The 15,194-nt window shown below is 53.7% G+C and carries 14 protein-coding genes; 9 read left to right on the top strand and 5 right to left on the bottom strand.

The genetic code is table 11. The features are described 5' to 3' along the window. Positions 1-58: 58 nt before the first annotated feature. The 3 genes from DYY88_RS18580 to DYY88_RS18570 all read left to right on the top strand — a co-directional run bounded on the left by DYY88_RS18580 (position 59) and on the right by DYY88_RS18570 (position 1,359). Entirely contained in the window at positions 59-691 is a 633-nt protein-coding gene (locus DYY88_RS18580; protein ID WP_039728881.1) for a Uma2 family endonuclease, read from the top strand. An 87-nt stretch (positions 692-778) separates the two neighbouring features. Continuing rightward, on the top strand, positions 779-1,015 hold the full coding sequence (locus DYY88_RS18575) for a hypothetical protein (RefSeq protein ID WP_039728883.1): 237 nt from the start codon (positions 779-781) through the stop codon (positions 1,013-1,015). Then, the gene (locus DYY88_RS18570) at positions 1,012-1,359 is read left to right on the top strand and encodes a type II toxin-antitoxin system PemK/MazF family toxin (protein WP_039728885.1); all 348 of its coding nucleotides are present in this window, start codon (positions 1,012-1,014) and stop codon (positions 1,357-1,359) included. The genes DYY88_RS18575 and DYY88_RS18570 overlap by 4 nt, the downstream gene beginning before the upstream one ends. A 9-nt stretch (positions 1,360-1,368) precedes the next feature. Here the strand turns inward: DYY88_RS18570 and DYY88_RS18565 are convergent, their stop codons facing one another. The 4 genes from DYY88_RS18565 to DYY88_RS18550 form a co-directional block, all read right to left on the bottom strand. Next, entirely contained in the window at positions 1,369-3,738 is a 2,370-nt protein-coding gene (locus tag DYY88_RS18565; RefSeq protein ID WP_084607163.1) for an arylsulfatase, read from the bottom strand. Positions 3,739-3,861: 123 nt separating this feature from the next. Beyond that, the gene (locus tag DYY88_RS18560; RefSeq protein ID WP_052288633.1) at positions 3,862-4,662 is read right to left on the bottom strand and encodes a hypothetical protein; all 801 of its coding nucleotides are present in this window, start codon (positions 4,660-4,662) and stop codon (positions 3,862-3,864) included. A 69-nt stretch (positions 4,663-4,731) separates the two neighbouring features. Further along, positions 4,732-5,361, bottom strand: coding sequence for an LURP-one-related/scramblase family protein (locus tag DYY88_RS18555; RefSeq protein ID WP_201279076.1), 630 nt, complete (start codon positions 5,359-5,361; stop codon positions 4,732-4,734). A gap of 190 nt (positions 5,362-5,551) precedes the next feature. Further along, positions 5,552-7,234, bottom strand: coding sequence for an arylsulfatase (locus DYY88_RS18550; protein ID WP_044151725.1), 1,683 nt, complete (start codon positions 7,232-7,234; stop codon positions 5,552-5,554). A 405-nt stretch (positions 7,235-7,639) separates the two neighbouring features. Here DYY88_RS18550 and DYY88_RS18545 point away from each other — a divergent pair, with 405 nt between their 5' ends. The 6 genes from DYY88_RS18545 (at position 7,640) to DYY88_RS18520 (ending at position 14,082) form a co-directional block, all read left to right on the top strand. Next, the gene (locus DYY88_RS18545; protein WP_160299607.1) at positions 7,640-8,851 is read left to right on the top strand and encodes a DUF3747 domain-containing protein; all 1,212 of its coding nucleotides are present in this window, start codon (positions 7,640-7,642) and stop codon (positions 8,849-8,851) included. A gap of 259 nt (positions 8,852-9,110) precedes the next feature. Further along, positions 9,111-10,103, top strand: a complete 993-nt coding sequence (locus DYY88_RS18540; RefSeq protein ID WP_052288635.1) for a helix-turn-helix domain-containing protein — start codon at positions 9,111-9,113, stop codon at positions 10,101-10,103. Positions 10,104-10,366: 263 nt separating this feature from the next. Beyond that, positions 10,367-10,798: a hypothetical protein gene (locus DYY88_RS18535; protein WP_152624703.1), complete on the top strand. Its 432-nt coding sequence runs from the start codon at positions 10,367-10,369 to the stop codon at positions 10,796-10,798. 209 nt (positions 10,799-11,007) lie between these two features. After that, positions 11,008-11,502, top strand: coding sequence for a hypothetical protein (locus DYY88_RS18530; protein ID WP_039728886.1), 495 nt, complete (start codon positions 11,008-11,010; stop codon positions 11,500-11,502). Positions 11,503-11,608: 106 nt separating this feature from the next. After that, a complete protein-coding gene (locus DYY88_RS18525; RefSeq protein WP_130199513.1) occupies positions 11,609-12,991 on the top strand; it encodes a YfaZ family protein in 1,383 nt (460 codons plus the stop codon). 593 nt (positions 12,992-13,584) lie between these two features. Continuing rightward, positions 13,585-14,082, top strand: a complete 498-nt coding sequence (locus DYY88_RS18520; protein WP_130199512.1) for a hypothetical protein — start codon at positions 13,585-13,587, stop codon at positions 14,080-14,082. Positions 14,083-14,383: 301 nt separating this feature from the next. Here the strand turns inward: DYY88_RS18520 and DYY88_RS18515 are convergent, their stop codons facing one another. Then, entirely contained in the window at positions 14,384-15,070 is a 687-nt protein-coding gene (locus DYY88_RS18515; RefSeq protein WP_039728890.1) for a hypothetical protein, read from the bottom strand. Between the last annotated feature and the right edge of the window lie 124 nt (positions 15,071-15,194).

The following is a 15,194-nucleotide window of genomic DNA, read 5'->3' as shown; positions in this document are numbered from 1 at the left end:
GAAAACAAGGGACAAATAACGGTCTTAGAATGGTCGAAAGCAGATGGGATGGTGGGCGATGGTTCTCCTGAATGATTTGGCTAATCGAATCACCCTGGACGACCCGGAAGAACGACGGGTGTTGAGCCGGGTGTCGTGGGCGCAGTACGAAGCCCTGCTGGCAGATTTGGGGGATTCGTCCGCTTATCGAGTGCATTTTCTAGATGGGGTTTTGGAAATCTTGGCTCCCAGTCGCAATCATGAAAGTGGCAAGACTCGCATCGGTGATTTGTTGCTGATTTATTTCCTGGAAACTGATACGGAGTATTTCCCGATGGGTTCTACCACTCTGAAAAAGCCTGAAAAAAAGGCGGGGGGTGAACCGGATGAAAGCTACTGCATCGGCACCGATAAGGAGTTTCCCGATCTGGCGATCGAGGTTATCGTCACCAGTGGCAGCATCAATCGCTTGGAGCTGTACCGTCGGCTAGGGGTGCGGGAGGTCTGGTTCTGGCAGAAGAATCGCCTTTCTCTGTACCACCAGCGGGAGGAAAATCCTGACCAGTTTGCTGAGACTGCTGGCTATGAAGCCATTCAGCAAAGCGAAGTGTTGCCTGATCTGGATCTGGAGTTGCTGACAAGCTGCCTGCAAAACCCGAATCCTTTAGCAGCAGCAAAAGCTTTTCGGCAGGGATTGCAAACACAGGGATAAGCCAAGCTCGGGATGTTCTTGGAAAACCATTGGGGCAGCCTAAGATAAAGTAGATGCCCAATGTCTTTCTCAGGAATGAGTCAAGCTATGTCTGAGACGCTCCAGGCCCTTGAGCAAACGATTTCAACCCTCTCATTCAGTGAAAAGCTCTGGCTGCTAGAACGCATTGCTCAGCTTCTGCGGACTCCTCATCCTATTGAGCTAGAAGAAAACTGGGATAACGCACTGGCGGACATGGCAGCAGATCCCGATATTCAAGCAGAAATCGCCCACATTGATGATGAATTCAGGGTGGCCGAAATGGATGGTTTGAATAATTCATGAGCATTCAGCGAGGGCAAATTTACTTTGTTGATCTGAATCCGGTCAAGGGGCGTGAGCAGGCAGGTAAACGTCCGGTACTGGTACTGTCTGCCGATGCAATTAATCGTTTGCCACTGGTTGTTACGGTTGTCGTAGGCACTAAAGGCAGCAATATTCAGCGCGATTATCCAACTAATGTGCGGGTTTCGTCCGGTGAGAGTGGCTTACCGCTAGAAACCGTTTTCTTGTGTTTTCAGATTCGCTCTCTTGACGCCAACCGTTTTCCGCAACAGCCAGCAGGACGGTTATCGGACAGCAAGCTGTTAGAGGTTGAAAGGGCTGTACGGTATTGCCTGGGTTTATAGTCCAACTGCTTACTTCAGTGCAAAGGCCACCTGCTCGATCTGACCCGTGAACTCGAACTTGCCCTGATCCTGGTATTCGGGAGCGATCGCCGTAATCGAGTCGCGTCCCACTTCAAAGGGTTCCAGGCCATGACGGAAGAGGGTGCGGGTCAGCTTGCCTTCTCCGGCTGGCTGATCGTTGACGTACAGCTTCAACGTGCCAGCGCCTTCCGGAACGCCATCGGGGATGAACTCGGTTTTGAGGGTGACTGCTCCTTCCGGGAGTTTCACCGTGCCAGGGATGGTGACATCGCCAATATCAAACACCGTGTAGCGGAAGTTGGGCTTGCCATCCTTCACGAACAGCGACCAGCCCGCCGAGAAGGCACCCGCGCAGGTAATTACGCCCTCCGCACCGCCTTTGGGCACCTCGACCTGAGCGGTAATGGTGTGGCCTCGGGGGAAGAGCTGGGGACCGACGGGTTCGGGGAGCCAGACATTGTTGCCGTAGTAGGTCCAGCTCGTCGGCGGTTCGCCGCCCATCCGCAGTTTGGGGTCGAGGCGCTCGGCAAAGCGGGGGTCGAGGGGCAGAACGTCGTACTTTTTCGCCTCCTGCAGGAACTTGGCCTGCAACTGCTTCAGCTTGGCGGGGTTTTCTGCCGCCAGATCCTGGGCCTGACTGAAATCCTCCTCGATGTGATACAGCTCCCAGGGGGAATCTTCAAAATCGCCATAGCGGCTGCTGGCATCCCAGGGCAAGCCGAAGCGGCTTACCGCCGTCCAGCCGTTGTCGTAGATGGCCCGGTTGGTGAACATCTCAAAATACTGGGTGGTGCGGCGATCGGGCGCGCTGGCATCGTCAAAGGAGTAGGCCATGCTCACCCCTTCGATGGGCTTTTGGGTAATGCCGTTGACTTCCTTGGGGGCCGCAATGTGGGCCGCTTCCAGAATGGTCGGCACCACGTCAATCACATGGTGGAACTGAGTGCGCACCTCGCCTTTGGACTGAATGCCGTTGGGCCAGTGCACCACCATCGGGTTGCGGGTGCCGCCAAAGTGGCTGGCCACCTGCTTCGTCCACTGGAAGGGGGCATCCATCGCCCAGGCCCAACCGACGGGAACGTGGGGTTCGCTAGTGGGGCCACCGATTTCATCGAGACGGTTAATGGTGCTGTCCAGGCCGAGCTGAATCCCCAGCAAACTCGCCAGTTCGCTGAAGGTGCCTTCCAGACCACCCTCGGCACTCGCGCCATTGTCGCCAATGATGTAGAGCACCAGGGTATTGTCCAGTTCGCCGGACGCTGCCAGGGAATCGATCAGGCGACCCACATGGTAGTCGGTATGGGCCATGTAGGCCGCGTAATTTTCCATCAGAGTGGTGTAGACCGTCTTCTCGTCAGCCGAGAGACTGTCCCAGGCAGGGATTTCTGCGGGGCGGGGGGTGAGTTGCGTCCCGGCGGGAATGACGCCCAGCTCTAGTTGTTTGGCGTGGGTAAGTTCTCGCTGTTTATCCCAGCCATAGTCGAACTGGCCCTTGAACTTTTCGCGCCACTCGGGAGGAACATGGTGCGGCGCATGAACCGCCCCAGTGCTGAAGTAGACAAACCAGGGCTTGTCGGAGTTAGCGGCGCGGACGTTGCGAGTCCAGGCGATCGCCTCATCGGTCATGTCTGCCGTGAAGTGGTAGCCCTCTTCCGGGGTGGCAGGCGGATCGACGTTCACCGTATTGCGATAGAGCGTGGGGTAATACTGGTGGGCTTCCCCCTGGTTGAAGCCGTAGAAATAGTCGAAGCCGAGGCCCGTGGGCCAGCGATCGAAGGGGCCAGCGGGGCTGATATCCTGTTCTGGCGTGTTGTGCCATTTGCCGAACATAGCGGTGGCGTAGCCGTTGTCCTTCAGGGTTTCCGACACCAGGGCAGTGCTCTTGGGGATGATGCCCGTGTAGCCGGGGTAGCCCGTGCCCATCTCGGTAATCACCCCGGTGCCGATGCTGTGGTGGTTGCGTCCGGTCAGCAGGGTTCCCCGCGTGGGGCTGCACAGGGCGGTGGTGTGGAAGCGGGTGTAGGAAATCCCGTTTTGGGCCAGCTTGTCCAGATTGGGGGTGGGTACGGGACCGCCAAAGGTGGAGGTCATGCCAAAGCCGACATCATCCAGCAAAATCAGCAGCACATTGGGCGAGTCTGCCGGAGCTTTGATCGGCGGGGGATAGCTGGGGACAGAATCTTTGTAGGTGTCGCCGATCTTGCCCGTGAATTTAGGGTCGGGCTGGGGCAGTTGGGTGGCGGCAGCCAGGGTTGCTGGGGCCGCAGGGAGGGCCAGAGCGGGGGGCACGGTGGCTTGCAGCACGATCGCGGCGATCGCCACCCAGGCGAGAGTGAATTTCCAAATCCGAGAGAACATCCGTTAACCTCAAAAACTCAACAAGACATCAGCGATACCGGTCGGTTGAACCTGTTTGAGCACCCCGGTTGAGTTGGCAGCGCATCTGGCAACCCAACCCCATCCTCTTCCACTCGCAGACCGCTAGGATTCGGCTTGCTGCTGGGCGGCCTGGGTTTCCGCGATCGCCGCCAGCGCCGCATCGGCCTGTTCCAACGCATCGGCCACCAAGTCGGGGGAGAGCAACCCGCCCTCGACCAGAGACAGGATGGCCGTTTCGATTTCCGTGTCGTCCACCACGCCCACTGCCATCAAGGTGCGCAGGGTTTCCGCCGCAATGGCAGAGGTCACCATCTCGTCCGCCATCAGGGCTTCGGCTTCTGCCGCTGCTTCGGTAAAGGCCAGGGCATCGAGCACTGCCGCCCCTTTAATGGCTTCGGTGGTGGCGATGACGGCTTCGGCTTCGGCGATCGCCGCCAGTTCGCTTCCCACGACGAGGACGGCTTCTCGGGTGAGAATGCCCTGCGCGAGTAGATGGCCCCCGGCCTCTCGGATCGCCTGCGCCAAGCCCCCGGCCCAGCGATGTTCAAACAGCACCAGCGCCAAAGCGGTATCGGGCGGCATCTGATCCACCACGCCGCGAATTTCTTCCAGTGAGAGGCCATAGCCATCATCCACCGATGTGCCATTCATCTCGGCAGCACTGCTGTCGCCCAACCCCAGCAGCACACTGAGCACATCGCCATAGGCGGCCAGGTCTTCCGCTTCCACATCGGTATCGGTCATGACGGTGACGTCGCCCGAGGCTTCGCGATAAATGAACAGTAAGTCAATCAAGCGAATGACGCCCCGCCCCCGAACGGCATCCAGTTCCGCTAAAATTTCGCCTTTAAAGATGGGATTCTCAAAGGCGATCGCGGCGAGTTGCAAAGGTCCAATATGCATAAATCTCAATGCTTGTAGAGCAATTTTGAAACGACAATGACGCGAGATCGTGAAGCGATGAAACCCGCCTTAGGGATGGGCCATCAGGTCAATCGTGACGGTGATGGCCAAGATCAAAGGCGCGTCAAAGGCACTCTCCAACTCCACGCCGTAGGTGTCGCGCAGGCGGAACCATTTCTTTGAGATCACCGCGATTGGCCGTCGTTCGCCCTTGCGGCAAATGGTGTATTCATGCTGCAAAATGTTGCCCCGAGCCACGAGATCGTCTCCGCCGGGAATGTCGATTTTCCAGCGATCGCGGAGGGGGGTGATCAGGGCATTGTGAACAACGGCGGCGCGATCGCCATTGGGCCGCTTGATCACCATCGTTTCGCGGATATCGATCAGTTTGGCCTTGATGGTGTACAGCTCGCGGCCCTGCATGTCTTCAAAAATCAGGGTTTGCCGCACCCGCAGCAGCTTGCCATCGACTTTGACCACTTTTTCATTCCGTTCGTTGGTGATGAAAAAGTCATCGCCAAAGCTAAACAACCGTTCCCGCATTTTGAAGCGCGTACCGATGCGCTGTTCTGCTGCCTGCTGCAAGTTTTGCAAGGCCGCCCGGCGATCGCTGCCAGTTCCCCCATCCGCTTGCGGGGTGGCCCCCAGATTGCCCCCTTGCAGCAGGCCACCATTGCGGGCCGCTCGTCGTTTCATCATGGCAAGTCTCCTAAAGTTAGGTCAAAAAATGTTGTGCAGGTGTGGCGATCGCTGTGGTCAGGGTTTGTCCCGTCCCAAAATTAGACGGGACATCAACGGAGAAGAATCGCGATCGCCCTCCTGCAATTGGTAGGAGGGCGATCGTCGACCATCAGCCTCGCTGGCAGTCCAGTCCAGCGTTCAGCTAAGACTAGCTGCTCGGCGATTTTTGCAATTGCTCTAGCGCTTCATCAATGGTGAAGCTAGCCGCTTTTTGGCGGGGCGGATAGTCTTTGAACGTTCCCAAGAACTGCGCCACAAATTTCTGGGCAGGTAGCAGCAAATACACGTGATCCAGGTACCAATCCCAATAAGTATTAGAGGTAATAGTGGCCTTTTCGTAGGGATCGGTACGGAGGTTATATAGCCAAGGAATCCGCGTCGCCACAAACGGCTCACCCCATAACGCCAGGGTGCCATCGGTCCGCTGTTGAGCAAAATGCACCTTCCAGTTGTCATAGCGCATCGCCAACAGGTCACCATCATCGGAAAAGTAGAAATACTCGTCCCGGGGCGCTTCAGTGGTTTCCCCCGTCAGGTACGGCAACCAGTTGTAGCCATCCAGATGCACCTTAAAGCGTTTGCCGTTAGCCTTGTAGCCTGACAGCAGCTTCTCTTTAACATCTGGCACCCCAGCCGCCGCCAAGAAAGTCGGCATCCAGTCCAAATGAGACATAAAGTCGTTGGTCACCCTACCCGCTTCGATATGCCCCGGCCAGCGCACCATAAAGGGCACCCGGAACGCACCTTCCCAACCCGTATCCTTTTCACCGCGAAAGGGCGTCATCGCCGCATCGGGCCAGGTGTTCATATGGGGGCCGTTGTCGGTGCTGTAGATGACGATGGTGTTGTCGGCAATGCCCGCTGCGTCAATGGCATCCAATACCTGACCCACGTTTTTGTCGTGGTCGATCATGGTGTCGTGATAAGGCGACTGCCAGCGCCCCGCTTGGCCCAAACTTTCGGGCTTGGTGTGAGTGCGGAAGTGCATGTGAGTAAAGTTCGTCCACATGAAGAACGGCTCACCCGTCGCCGCCTGCTTTTTCACATACTCAACAGAGCGATCGGCAATGTCATCGTCAATCGTTTCCATGCGCTTTTTGGTCAGCGGTCCAGTGTCTTCAATGCGGCCATCGGCAAAGCTATGAATGACGCCCCGGGGGCCAAACTGTTTGGCAAAATTGGGAAACTCATCCGGGTCAGGATAGTCGGGGAGTTCCGGTTCCTCTTCCGCATTCAGGTGATAGAGGTTGCCGTAAAACTCGTCGAAGCCGTGGTTAGTCGGCAAAAACTCGTCCTTGTCGCCCAAGTGGTTTTTTCCAAACTGCGCCGTGGCGTAGCCCTGCTCTTTCAACAGTTCGGCAATGGTGGGATCTTCTGCCCGCAACCCTAGATCGGCGCCCGGCAAGCCGACTTTGCTCAGACCCGTGCGAAACACGCTCTGCCCGGTAATGAAAGCAGAACGGCCTGCGGTACAGCTCTGTTCCGCGTAGTAGTCGGTGAAGATCATCCCTTCATCGGCCACGCGATCGATGTTGGGAGTCCGGAAACCCATTAACCCCTTGGTATAGGCACTCACATCACTTTGGCCGACATCGTCGCCCCAAATCACGACGATATTGGGCTTCTCAGAAGTGGTGGCGGCAGCCGCTTGGGCTTGACCGTAGGACGAATAGGTCGCGGCCAGAGCCGTGTTGCGCGATTGTCCCAGCCAATTCATGGGGGACAAAGCCATCCCAACCACCAGCAAGACCGCCACACAGCGGCGCATCAACTGGCGCAACAGGGGATGGGCAATCACGCTGGGGCAGCCCCAGAATCTCGGATTGCTCATGGAAAAAATCTCCGTTGTCAATAGATTCAGCCAGATTGTACGGGTTTGGTGCAGCCGTTCGATTTGTTGGGTAAATGTTTTAAACATTGTTTTGTCCCCAATCAAATATCTAAAACGGTCAAACGCTTTGACATTGACTGTTTGTCCCAAAGCATAAGGCCAAGTGCAGACAGTTTTGAGAGGCTCGCCACTTGCCGCGCGGTTGTAAACGGGCACAGCCGATGCGCAAAGCTATGTCTATTGGGACATTGGCGGACGCTATTCAAATTGTGCAAATTCTGATCAATCCAGTACGTTTTCTCGACCGTGAACGTTAATCAATATTTAATGGCCATTTGCCAGGGCAGTGAACTATTGATGATTGAGTTTCGCCTGACATCACAACACACTTATAGAGTCCATCTGATGAAACTAAAATTTATTCCGAACTTGATGCCATTTGCGATCGCTGCCACGATCAGCACAGTGGGGGTGGCAGCGGCTACGGCCACAGACTTTTCGACCGCCGAACTGGATCAAGACACGGTGATTTCAGTGGCGATTCCCTCTGGCAGTCTGATTCCTTACAAGCTCTGGCTGGTGCGGGAGACTCAGCCTGGGGCCACCTGTTTTACCGTGAGTGGCAGCAATCCCGGCATTGTTGACCCGCTCTGGCAAACGAACAGTGGTTGTAGTGCCGGTTTCTCTTCCAATCTGTTTTCTATTCGCGTGGATGGCGAAAATCTGCGCAATCAATATTCCTTAGACATTGTGGAAAGAGAGGGCGAATTACTGCTCGTGGGTCGGCCCTTACGCGGGCGATCGCTGGTGATTGGGCGTACGGGCGGCATCACCCCGAATGACTTTTTAGAAATTCAGTTGGAGCCCGGCTGGCGCATCACGCAACGAGTGTTTGAGGACAGTCGTCTCAGCCACTTTTACTACACCAACGACGCCTCCCTCGCGTCCTTGTTAGAAAGCGACAGCATCGCGGTTGGCCCCAACCCCACTCCCGATCCCCTGCCTGAGACTGATTTTCCGTTCCCCGACATTGCCAGGAATATCTACGCCGCCGAAATCACCGCTGCTTTCAACCTGGGGTTGGTGTCAGGTGGAGCCGATGGCACGTTTGCACCCACCCGGCCAGTGACCCGCGAAGAAGCCGTAGTCATTGTGGCCGAAGCCTTGCAAACAGTGGGCTTCACGTTGCCAGAGACCGTCTCTACCGCCCCCTTCCCAGACGTGGCGGCAGACCGCTGGAGTGCCGCGAGGATTAATGCACTGAAAAATCTGGGCATTGTGACGGGCGATCAAAACGGACAGTTTCGGCCTGCTGACACCATCACCCGAGCGGAACTGATGTCAATGTTGCGCCGCGCCGCTGAGCAAAAAGTGCAGCTGGGGACGGAAGGGGTGCGAGCCCCCGAACTCACCCCCACGGGTGAAGTCTTCGACTTTTCTGACATTAGCGGCCACTGGAATGAAGCGACCATCGCCCAAATGTCGGCTTACTGCAATGTGGCAACGCCCCTCAATGAGCGGGGTAACGCGTTCCGCCCCGATACATCAGCGCTGCGTGATTACACCACGGCGGCGACATTTCGCATGATTGATTGCGGGGCGACACCGCTGCCATAGGGGCACTCAGGCATCAGGCTTAGATAACCTTCCAAGTCTTGTCGGGCCGGTATCTGGTCTGGCTCTGGGACAGCCGAGACGGCTGCCCACACTGGATTAAAGTCTCATTCCTAAGCGATGCCCACCAGCAATAACCTCAGGCCATCAATCGCTGGGACAAGCTAATAGAGCAATCCTCAGTCACTTTCACCGGCTCAAAGTGAGTCCGCCAAGATCGGTATGCATCAAACACCCAAAATGGCCATAGAGACATGATGTTATGAGTAACAATCCGGCAGAAAGTGCTGATAAAACCAGATCTGATGGCATCGCCCTGGTCAAACACGCCTCCTTCAAAGATATTGACCGCATGGGCGAGACCCTCAAAGGTTGGGAAGTCAGTTGTACTCAGCTGACTCGAGGCCCCTTTCAAGGAATGCTGACATTCCTTGAGCAGAGGGATCTGCAAATTTACCAACTCCGAACTCAGCAAGCTGTGCAGGTGATGGGGGCAAAACCCACGAGCCGTTGGTTATTTGCCTTTCCCCTGGTCTCCTTCCCTCAGGCTGCCTATTCTTGTGACACGTCCCTCACGACTGACTGTATTTTTGGGTTTGATGCGCATCGCGAAGTCAACCACATCAGCGATCCCCATGGGGTCAACCTGGGATGCATCGGCGTGTCAAAGTCGCTGTTTGAAAACTATGTCGCCCAAGCAGGACGCGATGATCTCGACGAGGCGTTTATGAAGCGCAATGTCGTGGTGCCAGAGGGCACCCGGTTTGCCCCTCTGGTCTGCTATCTGCGACAGCTCTTTTGGCACAGTCAGCAGCAACCAGAACTGGTGAACGCATACCTGGATGCCAAACTGATTGAGCAAGATTTGCTGCCGCTGCTGATTAATGCGCTGAAACCCAGGGAGAGCGAGGACTCTCTGCGACTGTACCCCCGTGCGGACATCGTCAAGGTCGCCCGAGAGTTTATGGCCATGAACTTGCAACGCCCGCTGACCTTGGCAGACATTTGTCAAGCGGTCCATGCCAGCAAGCGATCGCTCCACTATGGCTTTCAAGACATGTTTGGCATGGGGCCGATGGCCTTTCTCAAAGTATTACGGCTCCACGAGATTCGACGGATCTTGCTCAGTGCCGAGCCCAAGAGCTTGCAGGTCAAAGAGGTCGCTAGTACCTGGGGCTTTTACAGCATGGGCCACTTTTCCAGAGACTATAAACAGCTATTTGGTGAGTCACCCTCTCAGACGCTCAACCGCTAGGCACCCTTTGTCCGGCGGAATAAAAGTTTGCAATTTTTGAATAGTGGCTTCAATGGCTTACCGATAAAGGGGTGCGACACTCTACCCGAGAAATAATGACTGAGTGCGAAATGCGGGGCCATCGATTGTTCATTTGCGTAATGTACTCTTACTACCAATATCGTCATTGATGGGCGCGATCGCGCTCCGGTATCACTCGATTTTGTAGCTTCCACCAGTTACACACTTCAGGATGTTTTACCCCGCATTCAAGATTGAGGAAGATGATGTACCGCATTCTTTTGGGTCTGCCCCTTGCCCTGATTTTTAGCCCCCTTGGCCTCAGCCCAAGTCACGCAGTTTCAGCCCCGCAAACGTTTGCAGCTAGCTTAATTGCCCAGGAACCGAATCAAGATAGTTTGCAAATGACTTGTCCCGGTTCAATTGGGGTGAATGACGTTGACTTCACGGTCTTTTTTACCCGCGAGGCTGGGTTCTCCCGCATCGAGTTTCGGCGACGTTCTAGCGGTAATCAAATAGCCGAAGCATTTTTGAGTTATGACACCGAAAATGCCAGTGGTCAGTCGATTTGGCGAGGTTCCGTCAACGAGGCCGCTAGCGTTACCTTGGTGCATTTATCGACTAGGGCCGCGCAACCCGGTGACCAAGTATCTGTCGGCTACGACGGGCAGTGGGGACGGGGAACTTGCCGTTAATGATCGGCTTTGTGACCCGAGCAAACTCTGGTCTTTGCCCCCCCTGATTGGATGGTCGGAGTGGTCTACAAGCATCAGGTTTTCATAAAATCTAAGCTTTGTCGGCCAGGCATCTTTTCTGCTTTGGGATAGCCGTGAAGGCTGTCCTCACTTCATTGAATCCCCATGCCTTTGCCAGACAAAAATTCTCAACTTTTCTGTGAGGCACAATGCTCAAACAGCAGAAATTACTGATTGGCTTCATCAGCTGTATCGCGGCGATCGCTTTATTTTATGTCCCCCAGGCATTCGCTCAAAACAACCTGACCAATCTGAGTGGTGAACGTTTTCAGGGTCGGGGAGTCGCTCAGGGGGCAGTTTTTTCCAGAGGGCAAAATGCCGAAGTCTCGTTAACCCTGGATGGTGAAAACTTTGGGCTAGAAATGAGCCAGTTTCAAGGCGCTACTGGTACACAAAATCGGTCTCCAGCGCGTATTCAGTATCGAGGGGTCGTATCGCGCCGGACGGATGAACCAAATAATGCCAGCAGTTTTACCTTGAATACTCGAGTGCGGAGCTTTGATTCTTCTGAGACTTTAAGAGTGATTACAAACACTACGGGTTCTTGTCGAATTGTTGTGTTTGGGGCTCGAATCAACTACATCAATTGCACCACCCTGACTGATAATAGTTCCACCCGGTTTCTCGGTCTAGAACAGTTTTAATGGGGGCTAGCCTGCCCAAGATTTGATGTTTGGGTTTCCCGTCTAAGGGTCAACTGTTTTGCTGCACCATTCTTCCTATATTGCTCGCGTATGGAGTTAGTCCCCGATGAAATCCTGCTCTAGCGGTCATCAAATTCAACGTCTTTTTAGTGGCCGCCGCTCGGAGGTAGACGCGATCGCGTCCCCACCCCCAACCGTTAGCCACGCAGTGCGTTCAACGGTCCGCCTCAGCTTGTGGCTACTGCCCCTCATGCTGGGCTTAACCAGTGCGTCAGTCGCCAATGCCGCGACGGAGCATCAACTCGGCATGATGGCTAGAACCCCCATCAAGCCTGATACTCCCAACCCCAAAGAGGGTCCAGCCTTCGGCGTCGCAGCATTGGGAGAATTACCGGAGCAGCCAGCGACCCTCGATGCGGACGTTGTATCCGCCGTGAGTCCCCACCATCCCCAGACTTTGGCTGTAGAAACAGCTGAACCCCATGCCAGCTTCGAAGGTATGGCAGGCACTGCTCAGCAACGCCCGACGCCAACCGTCGCGGCGACCAATTCAGAACTGACGTTGGGCTCCCCTGAGGCTGACCCATTAGAGGGGGCATTAACTACTGACAGGCCCAGGTCTGAGGTGGAGGCCGAAACCGCGATCGCGCCGTCCACGAATCATGAGCTTGAGGAATCTGAGGCGATCGCTCAAACCGCTGATACCACCGAAGCATATCCCTGGCGATTTACCGTCGAACCCTTTGTCTACATCCCGTTTGGGATTAATGGCGATATTACCGTGCGGGGCGTCAGTGCCACCATTGATGCTGGTCCCGGCGATATTTTCGACACCATTGTGAACGATCTGAACTTCGCCGCCTTTGGTGAGATTGAAGCCTGGAAAGGGCCTTGGGGCGTCTTTTTTAACGGTGCTTACACCAATATGGGCACTGGTCGCACGGACGATATCCCAGTGCCGCCCCAGTTTCAAGCAGCGGGATTCCCGCCTCAGGTCACCGTTGACGCTGCGGTCGGCACCTCATTTTCTCAATTCGACCTAGGGGGAGCTTACCGATTTGGCGATGGCAATTTGCCCACAGCCCTCCGAACTGCCGACACGGAGTTTGATCTGGGTCCCTTTATCTTCGACGCCTTTGCGGGCATGCGAATTTACACCTTCAACAACAGCTTGGAACTGACCGGCCAGTTTGGTAATCGTTTGGAGCTGGATCAATCGCGGACGATCGCTGAACCGCTGATTGGTGGCCGAGCCCGATGGAACATCTCTGAAAATTTAGCCGCGTTAGCAGGCGGCAGCATGTCCGGCTTTAGCCTGGGCGATTTAACCTTTTCGGTCGCGGGCTATGGTGGCGTCGATTGGCTATTTTCAGGAAATACTTCACTGACGGCACTATACCGATTTACCTACTTGGAATACAGCAGTAGCAGTTCTGGACTGGATCTGTTTACCCACGGGCCTCATGTGGGGGTAAAGTTCAGATTTTGACGAACCCTCTCAGCAGGAAATAGAGATTTTCGAATCCCTGACGCTTTAAGCAGTTTGGGATTCTTTTTTCTTACGATAAGTTACCAACCAGAATATAAAGACAAACCAGGAACACCCAGAAAAAGTAGAAAGATCTCTCCCCATCGGTTGATATCCCCAATTCTCGAAATCATAATTACGGCCAAGCCAACACCGAGTTGAGCAAACTAGTAGAGAATCATCTGAGTAAAAAAATAGAGAAAGTTTAATACCATATACACCCAGCTATGCGGATACCATAGTTTTCAGAACCTCTCAGGCAACGGCAAGGTGAATATCATAATGAAAAATTAAAATAGCTTTTCGGCTGAATTTTCTGACAAGAGAAATAATTTCCTGAATCCTCAATAGAATTTTTCAAATCAAATTTAACAGCTTCACAATAAGTTAGGAATTCCAGGCATTATTGCTGTAAGTTCTTCGTGCATAATAGATATCTAAAGGAGTTAAAAGCTCAAGTGTCTTCATGAAAATCGGACACTGATACTTTTCTTTTGCTAAATCAATGTTTGCAAGATAAACATGCGAATAATCCCTTTTTTTGTGGAGGAAAAATGAACTCAATCTCTAAAAGTCTCTGTTTGCTGACTGTAATTGTGGGAACCACGGCCTGCACAACGCCTTCGGCACCTCCCTCGCCAGAAACCGCTTGCACTCAACGTACAGCCGAAGAAATGGTCGTCAGTACCGAGGATATTGCCGTCGTAGAAACTGGGCCAGTCGATGCAGAAAGCGGAGTCCGAGTTCTTTCTATGCGTAATACAGTCACTGGCAATACAGCCGATTGTTTCTACAACGAGATTGATCAGCAAGTGACGCGCGTGGAATTAACTGGGAACTCGTCTTCTTTGTCTCCAGAAGATGCTTGTGTTCAGCGTACAGCCGAAGAAATGGTGGTTAGCACTGCCGATATTGCAATTGTGGCCACTGGACCAGTCGATCCAGAAAACGGAGTTCGTATGTTTTCCATGCGCAATACTCGCACGGGTCGCACTGCCGATTGTTTCTACAACGAGATTGACCAGCAAGTGACGCGGGTACAACTCAATTAACGGTTAGCTCTACAGGATAGAGCCTCAAAATATCGCCAGTGCAGGCAGGCATTTAAGTAGCTAAACGGAATTAAGCTGACAATGCCAAACATTTGCCCTCTCCCCAGTCCCTCTCCCAAAATGGACGAAGGAGATGAGGGTCTTCGGTTTAATTGTGCCCACCTACTTAGCCAGAGCTGATTAAGCTATCTATCAATCACAATGTGAAAGCCTGCCTACACTGGCTCTTTTTGAAGAAGAACTGATGTCGTTATCTCAGGGGAATCTATGCCCTAATTTTTGCCGATAAGCAGGTTTTTGATTATTGTGGTGCCTGTATTTCTTTCTTCTTCCGATAGTTGTCAATCAGGATATAAATACTGACCAGAAGTACCCAGAGGGGAAAAGATAGAAAGATCCACCCTAATCGGTTGATGTACCCAATTCTTAAAATCATGATTGCGGCCAAGCTAACACCCAGCCAGGCAAACCAGCGGGGAATCACCCGAGTACGCAGAAAAAGCGATGAAGTCGATATCATGAAGACCCCGGCCATCCGGACTCCATAGTTGGTTAAAATTTCACGAGCAACGACCCGCTCAATGTCGTAATACCCAAAAACTACGATCTCCTGAGCCCTATTTTCTGACAGGAGAAAGAAGCTGCCTGTGACCGCAGAACTCACAAACAGCATGGCGATAAATAATAGGCCACTACCCAGAAATACCGTGCTGAAAAACTGGTCTTCTTGATCACCAAAGCGATCGCGGATCACCCCCACGAACCATAGAAAGGCAATGCTGGCAAATGGAACGAGATTTAAGGCAAACTGGATCTCGCGCTTACTCGTTGCATATTGAGCAGCATTAATATCAGTCCCTTTCGAGAAGACATCCAACAATAAGACCAAGCTGGTAAACAGCATCAGGGAAAAGATAATTCCGGCGATTGCAGCAGCTTTAGGGGCTGTCGCTCGGGCTCGAAAGGCAGCGGTTTTTTCTTGATTCATTTATTTACCTGTAGAAATATATGAATTAGCGAGTCTGTCCGTCAGAGCTAAGAGGATGTTTGATAAATCGCTCAGTCAGTAAAAAAGCTCACTCGCCATAAGCTGAAGATACGAACCATCAGCC

The organism is Leptolyngbya iicbica LK (assembly GCF_004212215.1).
Classification (GTDB): domain Bacteria; phylum Cyanobacteriota; class Cyanobacteriia; order Phormidesmidales; family Phormidesmidaceae; genus Halomicronema; species Halomicronema iicbica.
This window is presented reverse-complemented; position numbering and strand designations above follow the sequence as displayed.

What these genes read in the sequence shown, in the direction of transcription:
- DYY88_RS18580 (WP_039728881.1), top strand. Translation starts at nt 59, where the DNA reads ATGGTTCTCCTGAATGATTTGGCTAATCGAATCACCCTGGACGACCCG.
- DYY88_RS18575 (WP_039728883.1), top strand. Translation starts at nt 779, where the DNA reads ATGTCTGAGACGCTCCAGGCCCTTGAGCAAACGATTTCAACCCTCTCA.
- DYY88_RS18570 (WP_039728885.1), top strand. Translation starts at nt 1,012, where the DNA reads ATGAGCATTCAGCGAGGGCAAATTTACTTTGTTGATCTGAATCCGGTC.
- DYY88_RS18565 (WP_084607163.1), bottom strand. Translation starts at nt 3,738, where the DNA reads ATGTTCTCTCGGATTTGGAAATTCACTCTCGCCTGGGTGGCGATCGCC.
- DYY88_RS18560 (WP_052288633.1), bottom strand. Translation starts at nt 4,662, where the DNA reads ATGCATATTGGACCTTTGCAACTCGCCGCGATCGCCTTTGAGAATCCC.
- DYY88_RS18555 (WP_201279076.1), bottom strand. Translation starts at nt 5,361, where the DNA reads ATGATGAAACGACGAGCGGCCCGCAATGGTGGCCTGCTGCAAGGGGGC.
- DYY88_RS18550 (WP_044151725.1), bottom strand. Translation starts at nt 7,234, where the DNA reads ATGAGCAATCCGAGATTCTGGGGCTGCCCCAGCGTGATTGCCCATCCC.
- DYY88_RS18545 (WP_160299607.1), top strand. Translation starts at nt 7,640, where the DNA reads ATGAAACTAAAATTTATTCCGAACTTGATGCCATTTGCGATCGCTGCC.
- DYY88_RS18540 (WP_052288635.1), top strand. Translation starts at nt 9,111, where the DNA reads ATGAGTAACAATCCGGCAGAAAGTGCTGATAAAACCAGATCTGATGGC.
- DYY88_RS18535 (WP_152624703.1), top strand. Translation starts at nt 10,367, where the DNA reads ATGATGTACCGCATTCTTTTGGGTCTGCCCCTTGCCCTGATTTTTAGC.
- DYY88_RS18530 (WP_039728886.1), top strand. Translation starts at nt 11,008, where the DNA reads ATGCTCAAACAGCAGAAATTACTGATTGGCTTCATCAGCTGTATCGCG.
- DYY88_RS18525 (WP_130199513.1), top strand. Translation starts at nt 11,609, where the DNA reads ATGAAATCCTGCTCTAGCGGTCATCAAATTCAACGTCTTTTTAGTGGC.
- DYY88_RS18520 (WP_130199512.1), top strand. Translation starts at nt 13,585, where the DNA reads ATGAACTCAATCTCTAAAAGTCTCTGTTTGCTGACTGTAATTGTGGGA.
- DYY88_RS18515 (WP_039728890.1), bottom strand. Translation starts at nt 15,070, where the DNA reads ATGAATCAAGAAAAAACCGCTGCCTTTCGAGCCCGAGCGACAGCCCCT.